Raw genomic sequence first — 23,728 nt, 5'->3', positions numbered from 1 at the left:
GGACGGGCAGCGGTCGAGCTGATCGTGCTAGCTCGTGGGGACGACGTCCCAGTGCTCGCGGATGAGGCCGCCGTCGACGCGGAACAGGTCAGCAGCGAGCAGCGGATCGCCGGGCTTCGCGCCGACCGCCTGGGAGAAGGTCCAGACGATGTCGCCGTCGGAGAGCGAGATGACGGACTGCTGTGCCGGGAACTGCGCACCACTCCCGAACAGTTGCTTCAGGGCGGCCGTCCCGTTCGGAGCAACCGAGTTGTGCTGGAGGTACGCGGGGTCGAAGGCACGGTCGAGGATCGACGCGTCGTGGTCCCGGAACAGCGTGTTGTAGGCCGACACCGCGAAGACGCGGTTGCGTTCTTCCTGGCGCTCCGAGGGCGCGGCGGTCGGACGTGCCGGCCGGTACAGGTCGCTGAACATGGTGTTCGTGTTCCCGCTGGCAGGTGTGCCGGTCGGGATGGGCTGCTCGAGTGACCAGCGCTCGACGACCCGGCCGTGCTGGAGGCGGAACAGGTCGACGGCGGCGTCACCGCGGCGTTCGTCGCACGGGTCCGGTGCGATCTGCCAGTGCACGGCGACGAGGTCGCCGTCGGCTGCGGTGTGCTTGATCACTGCTCGCGCACCGGGAACCCGGGTGCGGTCGGCCGAGAACTGTGCGAGGAGGCCGTCCGGCCCGGCGGCGGTTCCCGCTCCGTGCGCGACTGCGCTCGGGGAGACGAGCCGAGCCGCGAGCTGCCGGGAGGACCTGCTGCCGGGATCAGCGAAGGTCTGGGTGATGAGCCGCCGGACGCTGCTGGCGTTGCGGTGTTCGGTGGCGGTGTCCCGTCGGTCCGCGGCGGCCGTCGCGCTCGACTGCTGCCGGGCCGCAGGAGCAGCGACTGCTGGCGTGGAGACGGCGAGTCCGGTGATGAGGGCGGCTCCGGCGGCGACGGCCGCGCCACGGGCGAGACGGCTGGAACGTGCGCGTGAGATCAGGTCGTCGGTCATGGTGTTCTCCTGTTCGTGTGGCGTCATCGGGTGATCGCAGCATCGCAAGAAACTCTCTCGAGCACAGGTACGCACCTTTTTGTAAGCTCCTGACATGGACGTCGGAATCGTGGAACCGCCTGCACCGCCCGCACGGGACGAGGACGCTTCCGCACGCTTCCCCTCGGCGTGTCCGTCGCGAGTCGTGCTCACACACGTCACGAGCCGGTGGGGCGTCCTCGTGCTCCTCGCACTCGAGCCGGGCAGCATGCGCTGGAGCGAACTGCGACGCACCATCGAGGGGATCAGCGAGAAGATGCTCGCCTCCACCCTGCGGACCCTGGAGCACGACGGGATCGTGACCAGGGTCGCCCAGCCCACGATCCCGCCCCGGGTGGACTACTCGCTCTCCGAGAGCGGCGCCGAACTGGCTGCGCGACTGGTCCCCCTGATGGACTGGATCGTCGAGCACGCCGACACCATCGTCGGTCGCTGACCGCCGTTGCGCTCAGCCACCTGGCCGTGATCGTAGGATCGGGCACATGGCGACCGTCCTCCTCGTCCGACACGGACGCACCACCGCGAACGCCACGGGCGTGCTCGCTGGACGCACCGCCGGCGTGCGACTCGACGCCGTCGGCCGGAAGCAGGCCGACCGCACCGCGGAGCGCATCGCGGCCGTCCCCCTCGCCGTGGTCGTCTCGAGCCCGCTCGAGCGGTGCCGGCAGACGGCCCGGGCGATCCTGGAGCGACAGTCGGGCGACCCCGCGTCGGCGGTCGAGCGGGCGATCACCGAGGCGGACTACGGCGAGTGGCAGGGGCGGAAGCTCGTCGACCTGGCGAAGGAGCCGCTGTGGCGGACCGTGCAGGCGAACCCGAGCGCCGTGGTGTTCCCCGGCGGTGAGTCCATGCAGACCATGCAGTCCCGGGCGGTGTCGGCGGTCCGCCGCATCGACGCCGAGGTCGAGGCGGCGCACGGTCCCGGCGCGGTCTGGGTCGCGGTGAGCCACGGCGACATCATCAAGTCCGTCCTCGCCGACGCGTTCGGCATGCACCTCGACCTGTTCCAGCGCATCGGTGTCGGACCGGCGTCGGTGTCCGTCGTCCGGTACGGCGAGCACCGCCCCGAGGTGGTCGCGACGAACACCGAGTCCGGCGATCTGTCGTGGCTCGCGACCGCTCCGGCGCCCAGCGGGGACGCGGCGGTCGGCGGCGGGGCCGGACACCCGGAGGCCCCGTCCGAGCCGGGTCCTGCCCGACCCTGAACGGGCGCAGGCCCGCACTCCTACAATGCGGGTATGCCCTCCATCGTCCACGGCTTCGACTGGCCGGACCGCCTCGTCGTCGGCACCATCGGCCGTCCGGGCGAGCGCTCGTTCTACCTGCAGGCCCGTTCCGGCAAGCGCGTCACCAGCGTCGCCCTCGAGAAGGAGCAGACCGCCGTGCTCGCCGAGAAGATCGACGAGCTGCTGGACGAGGTCGCCACGGTCGAGGCGAACCGCTTCAGCGTGCCGGACACCGCCCCTGTCGAGCTCCGTGACCCGGAGCCCCTCGACCAGCCCGTGGAACCGGAGTTCCGTGCCGGTGCCCTGAGCCTGGGCTTCGACCCGTCGACGGCGCAGGTGGTCATCGAGGCGTACCCGATCGACGACGACGTCGAGATCGTGTCCGAGGAGAGCGAGGACGGCATCGAGATCGAGGCGGTCGTCGAGATCCCCGAGCCCGACGAGCTCTTCCAGGTCAAGATCCCGGTCGGCACCGCCCGCGCGTTCGTCGAGCGCACGCGCGAGATCGTCGCCGCCGGCCGTCGGCCCGGCGACGCATGAGCGACGGCGCACTGACCATCACGGCGCGGATCCGCGAGGCCTCGAACGCGACGTTCCTGGCCGAACTGGACGGCGAGGCAGTCGTCTACAAGCCGATCGAGGGGGAGCGCCCGCTCTGGGACTTCCCGGACGGCACGCTCGCCGGCCGCGAGATCGGGGCGCACCTGGTGTCCGAGGCGTTCGGCTGGGGGATCGTCCCGCCGACCTGGCTCGGTGACGGCCCGTTCGGCCCCGGCATGGTGCAGCGCTGGCAGACGATCGACCCGGATCAGGACGCGGTCGACCTCGTCGCCCCCGAGGTCGCCGAGGCCGACGGGTCACCGTGGCTGCCCGTCCTCGAGGCGATCGACGAGCACGACCACCCGGTGACGCTCGTGCACGAGGACTCCGAGGCGTTGCGTCGCATGGCCGTCTTCGACGTCGTCGTGAACAACGCCGACCGCAAGGGCGGGCACGTGCTGGCCATGCCCGACGGTCACCGGTTCGGGGTCGACCACGGGCTGGCGTTCCACGTCGAGCACAAGCTCCGCACGGTGCTGTGGGGGTGGATCGGCGAGCCGCTCGGGCCGGACGAACTCGAGGGGCTCGACCGGGTGTCGGAAGCGCTCCGCGGTGCCCTGGCCGACGAACTCGCCGAGCACCTGACACCGGAAGAGGTCGACACGCTGCGTGCGCGGTGCGCGGCACTGCGGGCCGTCGGCATCTTCCCGCCACCGCCGGGGCACGGTCCCGCGGTGCCGTGGCCGTTGTTCTGATCCGCCCGTCGTGAGCCTGCGGTGCGGCCGCGGCGACTGCGGTCCGGGTCGGCGGGGCCCGTCGGGTCCGGACCCCACCGACCGGTCCGCGTCCGCGGACGCGGAAACCCGTGAGGTGGCGTGCGCCGTTGCACGCCGGGACCCCGCGGGGGTCGACCGGTCGAGAACGGATCAGGTGCACTCGGCCGACCGCTTCCGGCACACCGACGACGTCGGCGCGGGAAGAACGATCACGGCGGCCGGGGTCTGGGGCAACTGTGGTGCCGCTCAGCATACGACCGCGGAACCCCGCGCAACAGTCCCCGTTGCGATCGGGTCCGCGGCTAGTCGAACAACGACGGTCCGCCGCGGCGCGACCCCAGGTACGACCCCACGACGGCGACGCCGAGGTCGTCGTTCTCCGGAGCGACGACCGAGCCGTCCACCCGCTTCGCCATCGCGTCGATGAACCGTGCCAGCCCCGGGTCGTCGCCGAGGCGGAAGAACGTCGTCTGGGCGCCGAGACGACCGGCGTTCTCGAGCTCCCGCACGGTCAGCGCGATCGTCACCGGGTCCGGCGGGTAGTCGAACCACACCTGTCCGTTCGGCTCGAGGTGCGACGTCGGCTCGCCGTCGGTGACGATGAGCAGCACGGGTTGCGCCGTCGGGTGCTTCCGGAAGTGCCGGTTGGCGAGGAGCAGCGCGTGGTGCAGGTTCGTGCCCTTGTCCCACATGGCGTCGAGACCCACGAGCTGCTCGATGTCCACGACCTCGGCCTCGCGTCCGAACGCGATCAGTTGCAGGTCGTCGCCGCGGAACCGCGTCGAGACGAGCGTGTGCAACGCCAGGGCCGTGCGCTTCATCGGCACCCAGCGGTCCTCCATCGCCATCGAGAACGACGTGTCGACGAGCAGCGCCACGCAGGCCTGCGTGCGGGCCTCCGTCTCCTGCACCTCGACGTCGTCGATGGTCAGGCGGACGCCCGGGCCCACCCGCCCGTCGGCCGCGGACCGGGTCAGCGCGTTCGTGATCGAGCGGGTGACGTCCCACGGCTCGGTGTCGCCGTACGCCCACTGCCGGGTCGCGCCGGAGGGCTCGCCGGCCGCGCCGGACTGCCGGACGTCGCGGGCTCCCTGTCGGCCGGACATCCGCTCGGCGACGTCACGGAGCAGGCTCTTGCCGAGCTGCCGCATGGCCTTCGGCGTGAGCCGCAGCTGCCCGTCGGCACCGCGGCGCATCGCCCCGGAGTTCCGCAGCGCCTTCTCGAGCTGCTGCAGGGTCCTGGCGTCGACGGCGGCCTCGGCGCCGAGCTGCCGGGTCAGGGCGTCGAGGTCCAGGTCGTCGAGCTCGGAACCGGGGCCGGACTGGGCGAGTTGGTCCGCGAGGGCGTCGAGGTCGGCGATGTCCTGGAAGACCCCGGTGCCGTCGCCGAGTCCGAGGCCCTGCTCGCCGTCCATGCGCTCGGACCCGCCCCAGTCCTCGCCGGGGCGCAGGGACCGCAGGGTGCCGTCGAGCTGGGACAGCTGCCCCATCAGGTCGGGGGAGCCGAAGGCCTGCTGGGCGAGCGCGTCGAGTTCGTCGCGCTGCTCCTGCGTCATCGAGTTCCGCATCCGCTGGGCGGCTGCGGCCCGCGCGGCGAGGTCGTCGAGCAACTCCTCGACGTTCGCGGGGCCCGACGGGAAGTACTCGCCGTGCTTCGCCATGAACTCGTCGAACTGCTCCTGCGAGTCGGTACCGGCGCGGTGGTCCTCGAGCAGCTGGTTGAGGTCCTGCATCATCGCGCTGACGGCGGCGCGGTCCTCGTCCGTGGCACCCTCGAGCGCCTGCTTCATGCCCGCGAAGCGCTGGTCGAGCACCTCGCGTCCGAGCAGGTCCTTGATCTCGTCGTACTTCTGCCGGGCCTCGCGGCTCGTCCAGTCGTAGTCGCCGAGCTCCTGCACGGCGGCGGCCGGCGACGGGGACAGGCTGTCGAGCTGTATCTCCGCCAGGGCGCGGTCCCCGTCGTCCAGGTCGACGTTGCGGGCGAGTTCACCGCGTTCGGCACGGAGCGCCTGGTCGAGCAGTTCGCGGACCTGCTGGAGCGTGCCGTCGAGGTTGTTCTTCGCGGTGAGCTCCCGTCGCCGTTCCGCGACCTTGCGCGCGAGGTCGTCGAGCCCGCGCTGCGTCCGGCCGCCACGGCGCAGGAACTCCCGCATCGCGCGCTCGGGCGACGTGCCGGCCATCACGTCCTGCCCGATGGCGTCGAGCGCCTCGGCCAGGTCGGCGGGCGGCGCGAGCGGGTCCGGACCGTCGCTGTACGCGCCGTACCGGGTGTCCCGCGTCAGGCGACGGTTCTGCCTAGCCATAGACGGCTTCACCCCCGCCGGACTCCTTGCTGATGCGGCGGGCGAGGAAGAGCCCCTCGAGCGCGAGTTCGATCGCACCCGCGCGCTCGCCGTCGTTCGTGGCGCCGAGGCGTTCGCACACCTGGTCGTACAGGTCGGACTCGCCGATCGACGGCAGCCCCTCGAGGAACGCCCGTGCGCCGACCTGTTCGCCCGTCGTCACCATCGTCCCGCCGTCGAGGGCCTCGACGAGCACTCCGAAGTCCAGCCCGCGGAACCGGGCACGCACCGTCTCCGCCGTGGCGGTCCGCAGCAGGTGCTCGAGCACCTCGTCCGCGCGGTCCTCCTCGCCGTTCTCGAACTCGATCTTGCCGCCGAGCACGTCGACCGCCGTCTCGAGGTCGATCGGTCGCGCGACGGCGTCCGGCTCGCCCTGGCGTGCTGCGCGGTGCACGGCCGCCGCGGCGACGGTCTCGGCGCCGGCGATCGCGAACCGGGCGCTGACACCGCTGCGCTGGTCGACCGCGCTGGACCCGCGCAGCGCACGGGTGAAGCGGGCCAGGATCTCGACGATCGCGTCCGGCACCTCGGCGGTGAGCTGCGCCTCCTGCCGGATGACGGCGATCTCGTCCTCGAGCTCGATCGGGTAGTGGGTCCGGATCTCCGCGCCGAAGCGGTCCTTCAGCGGTGTGATGATCCGGCCGCGGTTCGTGTAGTCCTCCGGGTTCGCGCTGGCCACCACGAGCACGTCGAGGGGGAGCCGGAGCACGTAGCCACGGATCTGGACGTCGCGTTCCTCCATCACGTTGAGCATCGCGACCTGGATGCGCTCGGACAGGTCCGGCAGCTCGTTGATCGCGACGATGCCGCGGTGGCCGCGGGGGACGAGTCCGAAGTGGATCGTCTCGGGGTCGCCCAGGCTGCGTCCCTCGGCGACCTTCATCGGGTCGACGTCGCCGATCAGGTCGGCGACGCTCGTGTCCGGTGTCGCGAGCTTCTCGACGTAGCGGTCGTCACGGTGCCGCCACGAGATCGGCAGGGCGTCACCGAGGTCCTCGGCCCGGCGGGCGCTCGCGGTGGTGATGGGCTCGTACGGGTGTTCGCCGAGTTCGGAGCCGGTGATCACCGGGGTCCACTCGTCGAGCAGGCCCTGCAGCGTCCGCAGCAGGCGGGTCTTGCCCTGGCCGCGCTCGCCGAGCAGGACGACGTCGTGGCCGGCGATCAGGGCACGTTCGAGCTGTGGGATCACGGTCGTCTCGAACCCGTGCAGGCCGGGCCAGGGGTCGTCTCCCGCGCGCAGCGCGGTCAGCAGGTTGTCGCGGATCTCGGCGCGGACCGTCTTCTGGACGTGGCCAGAAGTGCGGAGCTCGCCGACCGTGTGGATGTCGGGTCGGGTCACGTCTTGGACGTTACGCCGTTGCGGACGGGAGGCACGGTGCCAGCTGGCACCGTGCCTCCCGTCCGCTTGTGGGTTTCCGGAGCGACCGCGATGATTGGGGCTCCGGCATCGGAGCCGGATTCGATAGGGGGATCCGGCTCCGAGCCGGCCCCGTCGTACCGAATGTGAACCATCTCGCCGATCTCGGCGTAGGTTCCCCTCTCGTGAGCAGCACGAACGGGGCGATCAAGAGCCTGGTCCCCGCCAGGATGGACAGACTGCCGTGGACGCGGTTCCACTGGAGTGTCGTCGTCGGACTCGGGGTCTCCTGGATCCTGGACGGCCTGGAGATCCAGATCGTCTCCAACGCGGGCTTCCAGGCCGACCTCAACCTGTCGACGCAACAGGTGACCTCCCTCGGCACGATCTACCTGGTCGGCCAGGTGGTCGGAGCGCTGGTGTTCGGACGCATGTCCGACCGACTCGGGCGCCGCAAGCTCTTCATCCTGACGCTCGCGATCTACCTGATCGGTTCCGGCATCGCCGGCCTCGCCCAGGACTTCTGGTTCCTGGCCGCGTTCCGGTTCGTCGCGGGCCTCGGCATCGGCGGCGAGTACGCGGCGATCAACTCGGCGATCGACGAACTCATCCCGGCCAAGTACCGCGGACACGTCGACATCGCCATCAACGGCACGTACTGGGGCGGCGCAGCGCTCGGCGCCTTCGCGAACATCTACCTGCTCGACACGGCGAACTTCTCCGAGAGCATCGGCTGGCGCATCGGGTTCTTCCTCGGCCCGGTACTCGGCATCGCGATCATCTTCCTGCGGCGGCACATCCCCGAGAGTCCGCGCTGGCTCATGACCCACGGTCGGGAGGAAGAGGCCGAAGCGACCGTCACCCAGATCGAGGCGGCGGTCGAGAAGTCCACGGGCAAGCGGCTGCCGGACGTCGACGAGTCGAAGGCGATGACCGTGACGCCGACCGACCGCGTCGGGTTCCTGACCATCGCGCGCGTGCTGCTCAAGCAGTACCCGACACGCACGCTGGTCGGGGCGTCGATGATGATCACGCAGGCGTTCCTCTACAACGCCATCTTCTTCACCTACGCGCTCGTCCTGACGAACTTCTTCGGCCTGAAGACCGCGCAGACGTCGATCTACTTCTTCCCCTTCGCGATCGGCAACCTGCTCGGGCCGATCATCCTCGGTCGGTTCTTCGACACCTGGGGCCGGCGGCAGATGATCTTCCTGACGTACCTGGTGTCCGGGCTCGTCCTGGCGACCTCGGCGTTCCTGTTCCGCGCCGACGCGATCTCGGCGACGGTGCAGGTGGCCTTCTGGTGCGTGTCGTTCTTCTTCGCCTCGGCCGGTGCCTCGAGCGCGTACCTGACGGTGAGCGAGATCTTCCCGCTCGAACTGCGGTCGCAGGCCATCTCGTACTTCTTCGCCCTCGCGCAGGTCTTCGGTGCGGTCGCGCCGCTGATCTACGGGGCGTTCATCGGGGACGGAACCTCGCGTGAGCCGCTCTTCTGGGGGTACCTGCTCGGGTCCGCGGTGATGATCGGCGGTGGGGTGATCGCCCTGGTCTTCGGGGTCGATGCCGCCCGGAAGGGGCTCGAGGACGTGACGCAACCGCTCTCGGTCCTGACCGGCGACGCGGAGGAGCAGCGGCGCTGACGTACGGCCTCGGCCATGCAACATTCTGTATGCGGAGTGTTTAGCGGCGTCGTCGACAGGGTGCCACTGTGCCCACATGGCACTCCTCCACAGCGCGACCCCGACGACGACGATCCACGATGGTGGCGGCGCCCCCGCCGAGGGCATCCGCCGTGCGTGAGGCTGGCCGCATGGAGCAGTCACCGTTGTGTGTCGGTCGGAGCGACCTCGACCTCCGCGGGCTGCGGCGCAGCCTGCTGCGCGACGCGGTGTTCCTCCGTCTGCTCGACAACGTCCTGCGTGGCGAGTACCGACGTGGGCAGCGACTCCGGCTCGACACCATCGCCGAGGACATGCAGGTCTCCCGCACCCCGGTGCGCGAAGCCCTCGTCTCCCTCGAGTCGCACCAGCTCGTCACGGTGCAGCGGTACGTCGGCGTGGTGATCACGCACTGGTCGGTCGACCAGATGACCGAGCGGCTGCGCATCGCACGCGCGATGATCGTCGACCCGGCGGCGAGCGGCGTGGGGCCCGACGATCGCTTCGACCACAGCTGGCTCCGCGAGTGCTGGACCGAAGCCGGGGCCTTCGTCGAACTCGCGGCGTGGTTCCTGCGCCGAAGCGGCGCCTCGGTGAGTGCCGACTGGATGCTGTCCCAGCGCACCGTCCTCGACATGTTCTTCACGGACGACATCGCCCTGGCCAACGGGATCGACGCCGTGGTCGACCGGGCGCGGCGACTCGACCTCGTCGACCAGGCCGTGCGGGCAGCGGAGCGCGACGCGGTCGACGACTGCGCGGCGGTGTTGCTCGAGCTCGCTGCAGCGCTCATCGCCCTGCCGGACCGGTTCCGGGTGTCCGTGGCCTCCTGAGCCGCTCCGTCTGCGGGTTCGCACAGGTCGGCATCGAACCCCGTGGATCCGGGGGTCGACGGCGGATGAGTGGGTTCGCTCCGACGTCGTACGCACTGGATCGCCAGGGATCTGCGTGGCAGCCTTGACCGGTTGCCACCCCGGCGCGTCCACCGACGACAGGAGAGCCCGTGCACGACGTCCGCGATCGCTCCCACCGCCTGAACCGAGTCGACGGGATCGCACGGCACGGACGTCTCCCACGGTCCGGACCCTTCCGGACCGTCGCTGCGCTGGTCGCGAGCGTAGCCGCAGTGGCGGTCGTCAGTACGGCCTCCGTAGCGGCCATCGCAGCGAAGCAGGTGACGGACGACCTCGGCGACGGCGTGCAGATCGAGGGGCAGCCCGCGCCGCGGTCGAACGGCACCAAGGCCCCGTCGCTCAGCGCGTACAAGGGCGGCTTCAACATGCTCGTCGTCGGGACGGACAACGACCCGGACCAGTCCGCGGAGTTCGGGGAGCGCGACGCCACCCTCAACGACGTCAACATCCTGCTCCACGTCTCGGCGGACCACACCAACGCGACCGCAGTGAGCATCCCCCGCGACCTCGTCACCCCGATCCCCGCGTGCAAGAAGACCGACGGCTCCGGGACGGCGTCGGCGATGGCCGCCCAACCCATCAACACCTCGTTCAGCGACGGTGGGCTCAACTGCGTGACCCAGACCGTGCAGGGGCTCACCGGCCTGGACATCCAGTACTCGGCGGCGGTCTCGTTCAACGGGGTCATCGAGATGTCGAACGCGATCGGTGGTGTGCCGGTCTGCGTGGCGCAGCCGATCGAGGACCCCTACACCGGGCTCGACCTGCCCGCCGGCACCTCGACCCTGCAGGGCGACGAGGCCCTCGCCTTCCTGCGGACCCGGCACGGCGTCGGTGACGGCTCCGACCTCGGCCGGATCTCGAGCCAGCAGGTGTTCCTGTCGTCGCTGCTCCGGACCGTGAAGTCGAACGACACCCTCACCTCGCCGACCACCCTGTACAAGCTGGCCCGCGCGGCGGCGTCGAACATGCAGCTGTCCGAGAGCCTGAACGACATCGGCACGATGGTGCAGATGGGACGGGCGCTGCAGGACCTCCCGCTGTCGCAGGTGAACTTCGTGCAGTACCCGGGCACGACCGGCGGCACCGGGGTCTACGAGGGCAAGGTGCAGCCGACGACGTACCTGGCCGACCGGTTGTTCGCGAAGATCAAGGCGGACCAGTCGTTCTCCCTGGGGGAGGACAGCACGGGCATCGGGTCCGAGACGAACGCGGCGCCGTCGGCGGCTGCCTCGCCGCCCGCTGCCGCTGCCGCGCCGTCGGCTCCGGCGTCCTCGCCCGCGGCTGCCGCGCCGTCGTCGCCGGCCGCCGCTGCTCCGTCCACACCCGCTGCTGCTCCGACGGCATCCGCGACGCCGGAGACCATCGACGGGCTCGAGGGACAGTCCGCCGACCAGGAGACCTGCTCCAAGGCCTTCGGCTACTGACCCGGGGCTCTGGCCCCCGCCCCGTGTCTCCCCGCGTCTCGCCGTGTCTCCCCGCGTCTCGCGAAAGCGACAGTCTGCCGCCGAACATCCACGGCACACTGTCGCGCTGACGGCACAGACCGCGGGCCGTGCCGGGACACTGTCGCTTTCGCGTACCGGTCGGCCGCCGTGCCCGGACGCAGAAACGGGGGCGCGGTGGTGGACCGCGCCCCCGGAAGCCGCTCCCCGAGCGGGCGCCAGACAACCGGGCGCGCCGGGCCCGGCTCGGAGAGCGACGTCGGTGCTGTGTCGCGACGACGGGGACGAGTCCCGGAACGTGATTGCCGCGTCTCGACGATGCTATGCACCGGGGTACGCGGCGACAAGGTCGAGCTGTCCCCAATTCGGGGGACCCGTGTCCCGTGACCGTGCCCCGCGCGGGGTGCGGTCGGGTCGAGAGTCGCCCGGTCCTCCTGTATGGTGGTCGGAGCGCTCGCGAGAGTGCTTGGAGACGTCGCATAGTCCGGCCGAGTGCACCACCCTGCTAAGGTGGAGTCCCCTTTAGGGGACCGAGGGTTCAAATCCCTCCGTCTCCGCGCTCCACGAAACCCCGGTCCGATCGGACCGGGGTTTCGTCGTTCCTGCGACAGACCGGATCAGCCGCTCGTCGTGGTGTTCACTTTCGGCGAGTGTTCAATTAAAGTGAACACGGCGGACTATTGAACGGGGTGTCCATGGACGAGGTCCTCGCAAGCATCGGAGAACGTCTCAGTGAGTACGGGTTGGGGTTGACCGCGCGCGGCCTTCCCGACGGTGCGGATCTGAGCGTGTGGGACGCCGAGTTGATACGACTCGACGGACAGTGGCGAAAGCCGATGACCGCCGCGCTCCTGCCTGCGATGACCCTGGGGTCGTACGACCGGGTGTCCTGGCCGTCGGACCACCTTCGAGATCGGCTGGTCCTCGGCCACCGCATGACTCCGCGGAGTGCTGCGCAGTTCCGTGCCCTGGGGGTCAGCTACGTCGACAGCGCAGGGAATGCCTTCGTCCAGGACCCGACGCTGCTGATCGACGTCCGAGGGAAGGTGCCGGTCGCGTCAGGCCGGGGAGACACCGAGGCGGTGGGCCTCGTCAACTTGTTCAGCACGAAGCGGGCGCAGGTGCTGTTCGCGCTCCTGAGCTGGCCGGCCCTGACGGAGATGTCGACGCGCACGGTGGCGAGGTGCGCGGGCGTGTCCGTCGGACTCGTCAGCGAGGTGCTCGAGCAGCTCAAGGCGACCGATCGGGCTCCCTCCGACCTCGTTCCCGGTGGACGCTCACGAGATGCACTGATCGACCAGTGGACGGCGGCGTTCCCCACGGGGTTGGGTGCCGAGCGCCGAACACGACGATTCGAGAGCGGAGACCTCGACGTCCGGCCGGTCCCCGGCGTCGAGATGATGGTGAGCGGTGAGGCGGCGACCTCGTGGGTGCGTCACCAGACGGTCTCCCTGTGGGTCCGCCCCTGGCAGCCCGCGATCGCATTCGCCAACAGGTGGCGAACCGGAGGGGGATCGAACGTCGCTGTCCGTGACATGTTCTGGCTTGCGCCCGTGCCGAGACCCGGCGGGATCCGGGCGGCACCGCCGCTGCTCGTCTACGCCGAGCTGATGGCTGCGGGCGATGGTCGCGCGCGTGAAGCCGCGGGGCGCTTGCGTCAGGAGACGGGCCTCGTTGATGCATGAGGCCGATCGGCTGGTGGTGGTCGACCACGTCGTCAGTGACCTCGTCGATCGTCGTGGCGTCGATCCGGATCGGTTGATGATCGTCGGTTCGGAAGCACGAGACCATCTGCACCACACCGTCTTCAGTCGGAATGATCCACTCCGGGGGACGCAAGACGTCGACGTCGCCATCGCAACGGATGATTGGGCGACGTACGAGACGGTCGTCGACGAGTACCCGGCGACCGGAGCCAACGGCGTGCGGTTCGTCGTCGCGAACGTCGAGGTGGACTTCATGCCGTTCGGCGGCGTCGAAGACCCGGACGGTGTCGTCGAGCCGGCGGCCCGCCGTGAGCACATGAGCGTGTACGGCATTGCGGACGTGTTCCGTTCGGCACCGTCGGTGGTGCTTCCGAGTGGTGTGGAGGTGCGGTTCCCGACGGCCGAGGGCTACACGCTGTTGAAGCTGCGCGCCTGGGTGGATCGGGCGCACTACAACGACAAGGACTCCGAAGACCTCGCGATCGCTGTCGATTGGTACTGCGGCGACGCGGCGATCCGCAACTCGCTCTGGGACGAGGTCGACGAGGCGGTGTTCGAGGCGCATTCCCACGACACCGACCTCATCGCGACCTGGTTGCTCGGAACGCGCGCCGCAGCCGTCGTCGGTCCGGAGCGGGCGCGAGAGCTCGCAGCGTTGCTCGAGCGGACCCCGGTCAGACCGCGTCGTTTCACGTTCTCACCACTCTCGTCGATGCAGAACGACGAACGGGTGCGTCGGATCGAGGCACTCACGGAGGGGTTCCGCCGCGGCGCCGACCGCTGACCCGACGGGTGACCGTCAGGCCGTCGCGACGCTCCCTGTCGAGGTCAACTCGCCGGCGCCGCGCGAACGCCCACGTCGCACCGCAGCCATCGCGACGAGCGTCAGGGCCACGGCGGCCAGGGTGATCCCGGCGCCAGCCCAGATCGGCGAGGTGTAGCCGAGCCCGGCGGCGATGGTGAGCCCACCGATCCAGGCGCCGAGCGCGTTCCCCAGGTTGAAGGCGGCGATGTTCGCCCCGCTCGCCAGGGTCGGCGCGTGGTCGGCGTACTGCATCACGCGCGTCTGCAGCGCCGGCACGGTCGCGAACCCGAAGGCACCCATGAGCACGAGTGCGATCACGGTGAGCACGGGCGACGTCGCGACGAGGGCGAACAGTCCGAGCACGACGGTGAGGGCGACGAGCACGACGAGCAGGGTCCGGTCGATCGAGCGTGCGGCGAGCTTGCCGCCGACGAAGTTCCCGACGAACAGCCCGACGCCGAACACCACGAGCAGCCACGGCACCGCCGAGGACGGGAAGCCGGACACCGAGGTCAACGTGTACGCGATGTAGGTGAACGCCCCGAACATCCCGCCGTAGCCGAGCACGGTCATCCCGAGTGAGAGCCACACCTGCCCGGAGCGGAAGGCGCCGAGCTCGCGTGCGAGTGACGGGGTCTCGGTCACGCGGACGGCGGGGACGAGCACGAGCACACCGACCAGGGCGACGACCCCGATCGCGACGATGGCCCAGAAGGTCGAGCGCCAGCCGAGCGCCTGCCCGAGGAACGTGCCGAACGGCACCCCGAGGACGTTCGACGCGGTGAGCCCCGTGAACATCAGGGCGACGGCGGAGGCGCGCTTCGACCGCTCGACCATGTTCGCGGCGACGACGGAGCCGATGCCGAAGAACGCACCGTGGCACAGCGCAGCGATGACGCGTCCGGACATCATCACCTCGTAGGTCGGCGCGATCGCGGACAGGGTGTTGCCGACGATGAACAGCACGAGCAGCCCGAGCAGGACGGGCTTGCGGGGGAGGCGGGTGGTGGCTGCGGTCAAGCCGAGCGCTCCGACGATGACGGCGAGTGCGTAGCCGGTGACGAGCCAGCCGGCCGTGGTCTCGGTGACGCCGTAGTCGGCCGCCACCTCGGGCAGCAGGCCGGTGATGACGAACTCGGTCAGTCCGATGCCGAATCCGCCGAGTGCGAGGGCGATGAGTCCCGCGGGCATGGGGGTTCCTTCCGTTGTGCGGTGCAGCTGTGCCGCGTACGCTGGTTGTTGCAGGCGCGGGACATCGATAGTTGCACACGCGGACTATCGGCGCAAGCAACTGCACGCGCCCGCAACGACCGCGGCACCGATCGCGCAGCCGACCAGAAGGAGCCCGATGTCCGTCGACGACACCTCCACCGCCGTCCGCGCCCACGGCTGGCGCACCCTGGCGGCGCTGCACGGTCTGATCGAGGCGCGGCTCGAGCGCGCGCTGCGGGACGTCGACCTGTCCGTCGTCGAGTTCACCGTCCTCGACGCGCTGCGCCGACAGGACGGCTTCCACATGCGCATGCAGCAGCTCGCCCGCGCCGCTGCCCTCAGCCCGAGTGCGACCACCCGCCTGGTCAACCGGCTCGAGGAGCGTGCCTTGCTGACCCGCGTCCTCTGCGCCGATGACCGCCGGGGGATGTACACGGAGCTCACTCACGCGGGTCAGGTGCTGCTCGAGCGCGCGACACCGATCCACGCCGCGGCGCTCGAAGGGGCGCTCGCCGAAGCGCGCGAGGTGCCGGAGCTCGAGGAGCTCGCCGTCGCGGTCGACCGGCTCGAGGGTGCCACCGTCTGACCCGTCTGACCCGTCGACCGGGAGGCTCGGAGCGCCGCCGCCTCGCGTGCCGGGGTCGGTGGGTGGTCGCGTCTCAGGCCCGCGGCGGCTCCGTCGTCGACCGCACGACGAGCGTCGGCGGCACGAGCGTCCGGATCGGCTCCGCCGACCCCGGCGCCGGCGAGCCGATGCGGTCGATCAACCGCGCGGCCGCGAGCCGGCCGACCTCGTCGTTGTGCGGGTCGACCGTGGTCAGTCGGAGCAGGGGTGAGGCGGCGAGCGGGGTCTCGTCGTTGCCCACCACCGAGACGTCCTCGGGTACCCGGAGTCCGGCTTCGTGGACGGCAGCGATCGCGCCCATCGCCATGACGTCGTTCGCGGCGAACACCGCGGTGAGGTCCGGGTGCTCCTGCAGGGCGCGGCGGGTGCCCTCGTAGCCGGTCGTCTCGGAAGTCGGACCGTCGCCGTACACCAGTGGCTCGATGCCGGACGCGACCAGCTGCGCGACGGTGCCCTCGCGGCGGACCGCAGCCGGGCCTCCCGAGCCGGTGACGTGGACGATGCGGCGGTGACCGAGTCCGATCAGGTGATCCGCTGCCAACCGGCCGCCGGCGGCCTCGTCCGAGGCGACGACGTCGAGTCCGCCGGGCACGTCGGCTCGTGCACCGGCGACGACGACGGGGGTGTCGGCCGGGACGACGAGGTCGGGGAAGCCCTCGGCAGCGAGCACGACGCCGTCGACCCGCAGGGAGACGAGGTCGTCGAACGGCGAGGAGTCGAGGTGGGCGTTCGCGCGGGTGTCCGCCAGGGTGAGTCGCAGGCCGTGCGGTGCGAGCGCGTCGCGGATGCCGTCGAGCAGGGGGACGAACCAGGGGTTGCGGAAGTCGTCGACGATGACCCCGATGGTGCGGGTCCGGGTGCCGGCGAGGATCGCGGCGGCGCGGTTGGGGCGGTAGCCGAGTTCGGCGGCCGCTGCGAGCACGGCCGAGCGGCGTGCGTCGGAGACCCCGGGGTCGTCGCGGAGCACCATCGAGACGAGCGACTTCGAGACGCCGGCACGGGTCGCGACGTCGATGATCGTCGGGGGTCGTGACACGCGGCTCCTTGACAGGACATGGGGTGGTCGGGCTACAGTCTACCGACGCGTTCTGGAACGTTCCAGAATCGCACCGTACTTCTCGAAGGAGAGAACCATGAGCGACAGCATCGGCGTCGCCGTCATCGGGGCGGGCATGGCGGGCAAGGCCCACATGGCCGCATGGCGGAACGCCCCCTCACTCTTCGCCCCGACGCTGCCGCCCGTGCGGCTCGTGTCGGTCGGCGACGTCTACGAGCCCCTCGCGGCCGAGGCCGCGCAGCGGTTCGGCTACGCACGGCACGACACGGACTGGCGAGCCATCGCCGAGGCCGACGACATCGACGTCGTGAGCGTCGTGGTCGCGAACACGCTGCACCGCGAGATCGTCGAGGGCCTGCTGGCCGCCGGCAAGCACGTCCTGTGCGAGAAGCCGCTGTCGGACTCGCTCGAGGACGCACGGGCGATGGCCACCGCGGCCGCCGAGGCATCGCAGCGCGGGCTCGTCGCCCGTGTCGGCTTCACCTACCGCCGCGCTCCCGGCCTCGCCGCGATCAAGCAGCTCGTCGAGGACGGCACGCTGGGTCGCGTCCTGCACGTCTCCGGTCGCTACTGGACCGACTACGGTTCCTCGCCCGACGTGCCCTTCTCGTGGCGCTTCGCGGGTGCTCCCGGCACCGGCGCCCTCGCCGACGTCGGCTCGCACCTGGCGTACGTGGCCGAGTTCCTGGCTGGCGAAGTGCAGAGCGTCAACGGCGGCATGTTCACGACCGCCATCACGAAGCGCCCGATCGCCGCCGGGTTCGCCCTGCGCGGCCAGGCCGTCCCGTTGACGGGGGAGTTCGCGGACGTCGAGAACGACGACTACGCCACCTGCAACGCGCGCTTCGGTGACGGCTCCGTGGTGGGCTCGCTCGAGGTGTCGCGGGTCGCCACGGCACACCCGAACGGTCTGGTCGTCGAGGTCTTCTGCGAGAACGGTGCTGCCCGGTGGGACCAGGAGCGTGCCTCCGAGATCGGGCTCGCCCTGCAGTCCGACGGCTCCCGCCTCGGCGGGTACCGCCAGGTCGTCCTCGGCCCGGACCACCCCTACGTCGCCGGCGGCATGGCGATGGACGCACCCGGAGTCGGTTGGGGACAGAACCAGATGTTCGAGTACCAGGCCCGCGCGTTCCTCGACGAGGTCGCCGGCGTCGCCGACCCGCTGCCGGCGAACGCCACGTTCGACGACGGCGTGCACAACATGGAGATCCTCGACGCGGTGGCACGGTCCGCCGCAGCCGGTGGGGCCTCCCTCGACGTGCCGCCCGTCCGCACCACCGAAGGAGCACACGCATGAAGCTCGGGCTGTACAACGCGATCTTCCACGACCGGCCGCTCGCCGACGCCCTGACGGCCATCGCGGGCAACGGCCTGACCGGCATCGAGCTGAACACCGGCGGCTTCCTGCCGCCGGTGCACGTGCCGGACATCGACGCGATCCTCGAGGACGACGCAGCACGTGACGCCTTCCTCGCCCGGTTCGAGGGCACCGGGGTCTCGATCGCCGGCCTGAACTGCAACGGCAACCCGCTGCACCCGGACCCCGCGATCGGGCCGCAGCACGCGGAGGACGTCCGGCGCAGCATCCGGCTCGCTGCCCGCCTCGGCCAGGACCGCGTCGTCACGATGTCGGGGCTGCCGGCGGGCGAGCCCGGCGGCACCCGGCCGAACTGGATCGTGAACGCCTGGAACTCCGCCGCGCTCGACGTCATCGAGTACCAGTGGAGCATCGCGGTGCCGTTCTGGCAGGAGATCGACGCCCTGGCCCGCGAGCACGGCGTGAAGGTCGCGCTCGAGCTGCACCCGCAGAACGTGGTGTTCAACCCGGCGACGATCCGCGAGCTCGTGCAGCGCGGCGGCCTGACGAACGTCGGCGTCGAACTCGACGCGAGTCACCTGTTCTGGCAGCAGATGGACCCGGTGGCGGTCGTCCGCGACCTCGGCGACCTGGTGTTCCACGCCGCCGCGAAGGACGTCCGGATCAACCCGCACGCGGCGATCAACGGCGTGCTCGACAACTCGTTCCGTCGGCTGTCGCCGGACGAGCCGCGCACGAACCTCGGTGGCGACGAGTGGGCCAACGAGTGGCCGAAGCCGTCCGCGTGGGACTTCGTCGCCCTCGGCAAGGGCCACGACGAGGCGTACTGGTCGGCGTTCCTCGAGGCCCTGCGCGAAGTGGACCCGGACATGTGGGTCAACATCGAGCACGAGGACACCGAGCTGGGTCGCGAAGAAGGGGTCGCGGTCGCCGCGGAGGTCCTGCGCGCAGCCGACGCGGCGTCCACTGCGCATCGGTGACACGCCCACCGGGCGCTGTCACCGGACCGAGGTAGCATGCACGACACCTGTCCCGAGACGAGGAGCCCTGCGTGCCGGAGCCGACCGACCCCGCCTTCCCCCTCGAGCGCATCCGAGCGGTCGGCGACGCGATCGTCGCGTCCGTGTCGACGGTCATCGACGGCAAGACGGAGGCGATCCGCACCGCGCTCACCGTGATGCTCGCCGAGGGGCACCTGCTCGTCGAGGACGTCCCCGGCGTCGGCAAGACAGTCCTCGCGAAGGCGCTCGGCGCCTCGGTGGGCGGCTCGGTGAACCGCATCCAGTTCACGTCGGACATGCTGCCGTCGGACGTCACCGGGGTGAACATCTTCGACCAGTCCTCGAGCACGTTCCGGTTCTCACCGGGGCCGGTGTTCGCGAACGTCGTCATCGGCGACGAGATCAACCGCACGAGCCCGAAGACCCAGTCCGCCCTGCTCGAGGCGATGGCCGAGTCGCAGGTGACCGTCGACGGGGTGACCCGACAGCTCGACCGGCCGTTCATGATCGTGGCGACGCAGAACCCGATCGACATGGAGGGCACGTACCCGTTGCCCGAGGCGCAGCGCGACCGCTTCATGGCACGCATCGCGATGGGGTACCCGAGCGTCGACGCCGAACGGCAGATGCTGGCGAACCGCGGCGGTGGCGATCCGCTGTCGCACCTGCGTCCGATCGTCGACGTCACCACCCTGCGTGCGATCATCGAGGCCGTCGCGAACGTCCACATCGCCCCCGACGTCGAGGCGTACGTCATCGCGATCGTCCGCTCCACCCGCACCCACCCCGACCTGGTGCTCGGCGCCAGCCCCCGCGCGACACTGCACCTGGCGCAGGCGGCTCGTGCCCACGCGGCGCTGCTCGGCCGGCCGTTCGTCACCCCGGACGACGTCGCCGCGCTGGCACCGATCGTGCTCGCACACCGGCTCGTGCCGGTGGCCCGCGGGCTCGGTGGCACGGGCGAGGACACCGTGCGCGAGATCGTCGTCCGCATCGTCTCCGACACCGCCGTGCCGTTCACGGCGACCCCCGTCCGCTCCTGATGCCCGGCCGATCGGCACCGTCGTCGCTGCTGCGGCGCACCGGTGCCGCGCGCTCGACGCTCGGGCGCTTCGGCCGCCGCGGGCTGTCGCTGCTCCGGCGGACGCCGTTCCCCCGCCCGACCGTGCGCGGCTGGACCGTCATCGCGATCGGCATCGGGCTGATCGGCGGCGGACTCGTGGGCACCACCAGCGTCGCCGTGTCGGCCGGTCTGCTGCTGCTCGTGCTCGTCGTGCTCGGCATCGTGATGGCGTTCGTGGTCGCCGCGCCGCTCCGGGGCAGCCGGAGCACGGCCCGCGCGATCGTGCAGGTCGGCGAGGTCTACCGCGAGCGCATCACCCTCGGCAGCACGAGCCTGCCGATCGGTCCGCGATCGACCCTGCTCGTCCGCGAACAGCTCGAGGACGCCTTCGCGAGCGTGTCCGAGGCCGAGACGTACGCCCAGGTCGGACCCGGGCTGCCGCCGGCGGTGCTCGACGTCGAGGCGCTCGCCATGCACCGCGGCCGCACGCTGGTCGGACCGGTCACCATCCGCGTCGAGGACCCCTTCGGCCTGCTCCGCATCGACCGCCCGGTGGTGCCGGCAGAAGAGGTCGTCGTCGTCCCCGCGAGCGCACCCCTCACCGCGATCGACACCGGCGCCCTGGCCGGTGCCGTCTCCGCCGACGAAGGGCGGGTGGGGCAGGGCGGGTCCGCCGACGACAGCGAACTCCGGCCGTACCGTCCCGGCGACCCGATCCGTCGGGTGCACTGGGCGCAGAGTGCTCGTCGCGGCGAACTGCACGTCCGGCAGACCACGCAGGCGCAACCGCCCGAGGCCGTCATCGCCCTCGACGTCCGGCGCGAGTCGTACCAGGGCCTCGGGCGCGAGGACCTGGCGGAGCTGTCCGACCTGGGCGGCGACCAGGCCTTCGAACACGCGGTCGTCGTCGCCGCCAGTGTGGCCCGCGCCCTCGCTGCCCGGACGTCGCGCGTCGTGCTCGTCAGCGACGGACCGTCGGGCAGCACCCGCCACGCCGGGGACGTCGGCGGCCTCACTGACGTGCTCGTCGGACTCGCCGACGTCCGGCTCCGCAGCGACGCCCGCCCGGTGACCGAGGTCCTGCCCGAGGTGCGCGGACGGGACGTGCACGGCATGACCGCCGTCGTCACCGGGAACTGCACCGCCGAGCAGGCGGCCGAACTCGTGGCGGCGACGAGCGGATCGAGCCGCGGGATCATGGCGACGATCGTGCCGCCCGACCCCGTCGTCCGGGGGATCCTCGACCGCGGCGGCTGGCGCACCCTGGTGGTGCCGGTCGTCGGGGCGACCGCGGCCGGAGTCGCCCGGTGAGCGGCACCGCGGCGCCGTCGCGACGACCCGTCGACGTGCGCGAGGTCCTGGACCGCGACGACGACACCCGCGACACCCCCAGCACCTGGGTCGTCGCACTCGCCCCCGTCCCGGTGCTCGTCGCCGCGCTCGCGATCCGTCCACTCGTGCAGGGCACCGCCTGGTGGGTGTCCGGCGTCGTGGTCGTCGCGGTGCTCGTGGCCGTCATGCTCGCGGTGCGCCGCCGACCCCCGGGCATCCGGTTCGTCGCGCTCGTCGCCACCCTCGTGCTGTGCTCGTGCGCCGCCGCCCTGGTCAACGACGTGCAACCCCTCGGCTGGTTGGACGCCGACGGGGCGTTGGGCGAGACGCTCGCCGCCATCCGCCTGAACCCCGCTCCCTTGCCGCAGACCGACGCGATCCGTCTGGTCGTGACCGTGTCGATCGCCTGGGTGGCGGGCGTCTCGCTCTTCCTCGCCGCCATCGCCCGGATCCCGTCGCTCGCGGCCGCGCCCGCGCTCGTGATCCTCATCGTCCCGGGCATCATCACCGGACAGCCGGCGGGCACCGCCCTCGTGGTCACCACGGCGGTCGCCTTCCTCGCCCTGCTGTGGCTGTCGGTCCGGCCCGTGCAACGTGCGGTGCCGGCCGCGGTCGTCGGCGCGATCGGACTCGTCGTGGCGATCGGCCTGCCCGCGATCGTGCCGCTCAACGCGAGCTGGCTGTCCGGCGTCACCGGGGCCGTCCAGTCGCCGATCCAGCCCGGTCGCCCCGGCACCCTGCTCGAGCTCGGCAACGACCTGCGCCAGCCGAGCGAACTCGAGGTGCTCCGCTACCGGTCGTCGGACGGTCAGCCCGAGTACCTCAAGCTCGCCGATCTCGACGAGTTCGGTACCGGGGACTGGGTACCGACGGTCACCAACGCCGCCGATGCCGACACCGCCGACCAGCAGCAGTGGGCCGAGGGCGTGAACCCCCGGCTGGCGACCCGCGGCGACGTCACGGTCCGGATCACCGGGTTGTCCAGCACCTACCTGCCGGTGCCGTCCGGCGCGGTGTCGATCGATTCGCGGTCCACCAACCTCGACCTGTCCCAGTGGCGCTGGATGGGTGCCTCGAGCACCGTGCGGTCGACCGGTCCGGCCACGCCACGCGGTGCCACGTACGAGGTCTACGGCGCCTCGACCTTCGCCAACGCGTACCTCGACGCCGTCGCGGCCTCGGGTGCCCTGTCCCGTGCCGACGGCCGGGGGTTCCGTGAGCCGAGCGGCGACCAGCTGCAGACCGACCTGACCCTGCCGGACGACCTGCCCGGGAACATCTCGTCGACGGCCGAACGGGTGGCCGGGGCCTCGTCCGACGACTACGCCCGGGCCCGCGCGCTCGAGCTGTGGTTCCGCAGCGACCTGTTCACCTACTCCGAGACCGCCCCTGTCGAGCAGGGCTACGACGGCGACAGCATGGACGTCGTCTCGACCTTCCTGCGGGTGCGCGAGGGGTACTGCGTGCACTTCTCGTCGGCGATGGCCGTGATGGCCCGCACACTCGGCATCCCGTCCCGCATCGCAGTGGGGTACCGGGCCGGGTCGGCGCAGCCCGACGGTGAGTACGCGGTGTCGAACCGGCAGCTGCACTCCTGGCCCGAGCTGTACATCCAGGGCGCCGGGTGGGTCGCGTTCGAGCCGACGCCGGACTCCGACGCGGCAGCGCAGCCGTCGACGGAACCGACGGCGACCCCGACCCCGGCGACCCCGGAGTCCCCGCTCCCCGCGCCCGAGCAGTCCGCTCCCGCCGAGTCCTCCGCGACGCCGACCCCCTCGGCATCGGCGCTGCCCGGTGCGTCCGGGGCCGCGGGCGGCAGCGGTCCGGCCGGCCTGCTCTTCGGCGCGGCACTCGTCCTCGCGTTGCTCGTCGCACCCGGTCTGGTCCGTCTGCTCCGGCGGCGATCGCGGTTGTCCGCCGTCGCTGCCGGGCGCTCCCCGGCGGTGAACGCCTGGCGCGAGGTCCTCGACGACGTCGCCGACCACGGGTACGCCCCGGGACTTGCACCACCGGGCGACGCAGCGGCTGCGGCCCGGACCGCCCGAGCCGTCCTCGGGCGACTCCGTCCGGTGCTGCCCGCCTCGGCGATCCCGCACCTCGACGCCGTGGTCGATGCGGTCGACCGTGAACGGTTCGCGGGCGCCGGGGTCGCCTCGGTCGACGGCGACGCGCTGGTGCGGCACGTCCGGCAGGCGCGGGACGCCCTCGACGCCGCGGTGTCCGGTGGGCGGGTGGTGCGGTCGCGCCTGCTGCCGCCGAGCCTGCTGCCGTCGTCGGCGTGGTCGCACGAGGGCCGTCGCCGCTCCCGTCGCCCCGCCTGACGCCGACTGG

Annotated in this window: 20 protein-coding genes and 1 tRNA gene; 16 read left to right on the top strand and 5 right to left on the bottom strand. The window is 71.4% G+C overall.

The window, feature by feature from the left end:
- Positions 1–27: 27 nt before the first annotated feature.
- Entirely contained in the window at positions 28–981 is a 954-nt protein-coding gene (locus KZI27_RS16185) for a nuclear transport factor 2 family protein (protein WP_222658418.1), read from the bottom strand.
- Between the two features lie 94 nt (positions 982–1,075).
- On the opposite strand from KZI27_RS16185, the gene KZI27_RS16180 reads away from it, so the two are divergent.
- From KZI27_RS16180 to KZI27_RS16165, 4 genes are read left to right on the top strand one after another with little or no spacing between them, the layout of a single operon-like run.
- Entirely contained in the window at positions 1,076–1,456 is a 381-nt protein-coding gene (locus tag KZI27_RS16180; RefSeq protein ID WP_222658417.1) for a winged helix-turn-helix transcriptional regulator, read from the top strand.
- Positions 1,457–1,502: 46 nt separating this feature from the next.
- Entirely contained in the window at positions 1,503–2,225 is a 723-nt protein-coding gene (locus KZI27_RS16175) for a histidine phosphatase family protein (RefSeq protein WP_222658416.1), read from the top strand.
- 33 nt (positions 2,226–2,258) lie between these two features.
- Entirely contained in the window at positions 2,259–2,786 is a 528-nt protein-coding gene (locus KZI27_RS16170; RefSeq protein WP_123314178.1) for a DUF3090 domain-containing protein, read from the top strand.
- Positions 2,783–3,541 (top strand): SCO1664 family protein, encoded by a 759-nt coding sequence (locus KZI27_RS16165; RefSeq protein ID WP_222658415.1) that lies wholly within the window; start codon positions 2,783–2,785, stop codon positions 3,539–3,541. Before KZI27_RS16170 ends, KZI27_RS16165 begins: the two co-directional genes overlap by 4 nt.
- Before the next feature lie 323 nt (positions 3,542–3,864).
- Here KZI27_RS16165 and KZI27_RS16160 read toward each other — a convergent pair whose 3' ends face one another.
- Together KZI27_RS16160 and KZI27_RS16155 are read right to left on the bottom strand one after the other, a co-directional pair.
- Positions 3,865–5,865 (bottom strand): vWA domain-containing protein, encoded by a 2,001-nt coding sequence (locus KZI27_RS16160; protein ID WP_222658414.1) that lies wholly within the window; start codon positions 5,863–5,865, stop codon positions 3,865–3,867.
- Positions 5,858–7,243, bottom strand: coding sequence for an AAA family ATPase (locus KZI27_RS16155; RefSeq protein ID WP_222658413.1), 1,386 nt, complete (start codon positions 7,241–7,243; stop codon positions 5,858–5,860). The genes KZI27_RS16160 and KZI27_RS16155 overlap by 8 nt, the downstream gene beginning before the upstream one ends.
- Positions 7,244–7,446: 203 nt before the next feature.
- On the opposite strand from KZI27_RS16155, the gene KZI27_RS16150 reads away from it, so the two are divergent.
- The 6 genes from KZI27_RS16150 to KZI27_RS16125 all read left to right on the top strand — a co-directional run bounded on the left by KZI27_RS16150 (position 7,447) and on the right by KZI27_RS16125 (position 13,768).
- A complete protein-coding gene (locus KZI27_RS16150) occupies positions 7,447–8,901 on the top strand; it encodes an MFS transporter (RefSeq protein WP_315971198.1) in 1,455 nt (484 codons plus the stop codon).
- A 170-nt stretch (positions 8,902–9,071) separates the two neighbouring features.
- Entirely contained in the window at positions 9,072–9,752 is a 681-nt protein-coding gene (locus tag KZI27_RS16145; protein WP_222658412.1) for a GntR family transcriptional regulator, read from the top strand.
- A 293-nt stretch (positions 9,753–10,045) separates the two neighbouring features.
- Positions 10,046–11,260: an LCP family protein gene (locus KZI27_RS16140; protein ID WP_261783932.1), complete on the top strand. Its 1,215-nt coding sequence runs from the start codon at positions 10,046–10,048 to the stop codon at positions 11,258–11,260.
- A gap of 486 nt (positions 11,261–11,746) precedes the next feature.
- Positions 11,747–11,835 (top strand) — tRNA-Ser (locus KZI27_RS16135).
- A gap of 138 nt (positions 11,836–11,973) precedes the next feature.
- Complete coding sequence (locus tag KZI27_RS16130; protein ID WP_222658410.1) at positions 11,974–12,963, top strand: type IV toxin-antitoxin system AbiEi family antitoxin; 990 nt, start codon at positions 11,974–11,976, stop codon at positions 12,961–12,963.
- Positions 12,956–13,768 carry a hypothetical protein gene (locus KZI27_RS16125; RefSeq protein WP_222658409.1) on the top strand — a complete coding sequence of 271 codons (813 nt, stop codon included), beginning with the start codon at positions 12,956–12,958 and terminating at the stop codon, positions 13,766–13,768. The genes KZI27_RS16130 and KZI27_RS16125 overlap by 8 nt, the downstream gene beginning before the upstream one ends.
- A 15-nt stretch (positions 13,769–13,783) precedes the next feature.
- Here KZI27_RS16125 and KZI27_RS16120 read toward each other — a convergent pair whose 3' ends face one another.
- Positions 13,784–14,980, bottom strand: coding sequence for an MFS transporter (locus KZI27_RS16120; RefSeq protein ID WP_222658408.1), 1,197 nt, complete (start codon positions 14,978–14,980; stop codon positions 13,784–13,786).
- A gap of 157 nt (positions 14,981–15,137) precedes the next feature.
- On the opposite strand from KZI27_RS16120, the gene KZI27_RS16115 reads away from it, so the two are divergent.
- A complete protein-coding gene (locus KZI27_RS16115) occupies positions 15,138–15,587 on the top strand; it encodes a MarR family winged helix-turn-helix transcriptional regulator (RefSeq protein WP_222658407.1) in 450 nt (149 codons plus the stop codon).
- A 73-nt stretch (positions 15,588–15,660) separates the two neighbouring features.
- Here the strand turns inward: KZI27_RS16115 and KZI27_RS16110 are convergent, their stop codons facing one another.
- Complete coding sequence (locus KZI27_RS16110) at positions 15,661–16,662, bottom strand: LacI family DNA-binding transcriptional regulator (protein ID WP_222658406.1); 1,002 nt, start codon at positions 16,660–16,662, stop codon at positions 15,661–15,663.
- 97 nt (positions 16,663–16,759) lie between these two features.
- On the opposite strand from KZI27_RS16110, the gene KZI27_RS16105 reads away from it, so the two are divergent.
- The 5 genes from KZI27_RS16105 to KZI27_RS16085 all read left to right on the top strand — a co-directional run bounded on the left by KZI27_RS16105 (position 16,760) and on the right by KZI27_RS16085 (position 23,718).
- Positions 16,760–17,980: a Gfo/Idh/MocA family protein gene (locus tag KZI27_RS16105; RefSeq protein ID WP_222658405.1), complete on the top strand. Its 1,221-nt coding sequence runs from the start codon at positions 16,760–16,762 to the stop codon at positions 17,978–17,980.
- The gene (locus KZI27_RS16100; protein ID WP_222658404.1) at positions 17,977–18,981 is read left to right on the top strand and encodes a sugar phosphate isomerase/epimerase family protein; all 1,005 of its coding nucleotides are present in this window, start codon (positions 17,977–17,979) and stop codon (positions 18,979–18,981) included. The genes KZI27_RS16105 and KZI27_RS16100 overlap by 4 nt, the downstream gene beginning before the upstream one ends.
- A 71-nt stretch (positions 18,982–19,052) precedes the next feature.
- A complete protein-coding gene (locus KZI27_RS16095) occupies positions 19,053–20,045 on the top strand; it encodes an AAA family ATPase (RefSeq protein WP_261783931.1) in 993 nt (330 codons plus the stop codon).
- Positions 20,045–21,376: a DUF58 domain-containing protein gene (locus KZI27_RS16090; protein WP_222658403.1), complete on the top strand. Its 1,332-nt coding sequence runs from the start codon at positions 20,045–20,047 to the stop codon at positions 21,374–21,376. The genes KZI27_RS16095 and KZI27_RS16090 overlap by 1 nt, the downstream gene beginning before the upstream one ends.
- Positions 21,373–23,718 carry a transglutaminaseTgpA domain-containing protein gene (locus KZI27_RS16085; protein ID WP_222658402.1) on the top strand — a complete coding sequence of 782 codons (2,346 nt, stop codon included), beginning with the start codon at positions 21,373–21,375 and terminating at the stop codon, positions 23,716–23,718. Before KZI27_RS16090 ends, KZI27_RS16085 begins: the two co-directional genes overlap by 4 nt.
- Positions 23,719–23,728 lie beyond the last annotated feature (10 nt).

Source organism: Curtobacterium sp. TC1 (assembly GCF_019844075.1).
In the GTDB taxonomy this organism is placed as follows: domain Bacteria; phylum Actinomycetota; class Actinomycetes; order Actinomycetales; family Microbacteriaceae; genus Curtobacterium.
The sequence above is the reverse complement of the archived record's forward strand: the minus strand, read 5'-3'. Positions and strand labels throughout refer to the sequence as shown.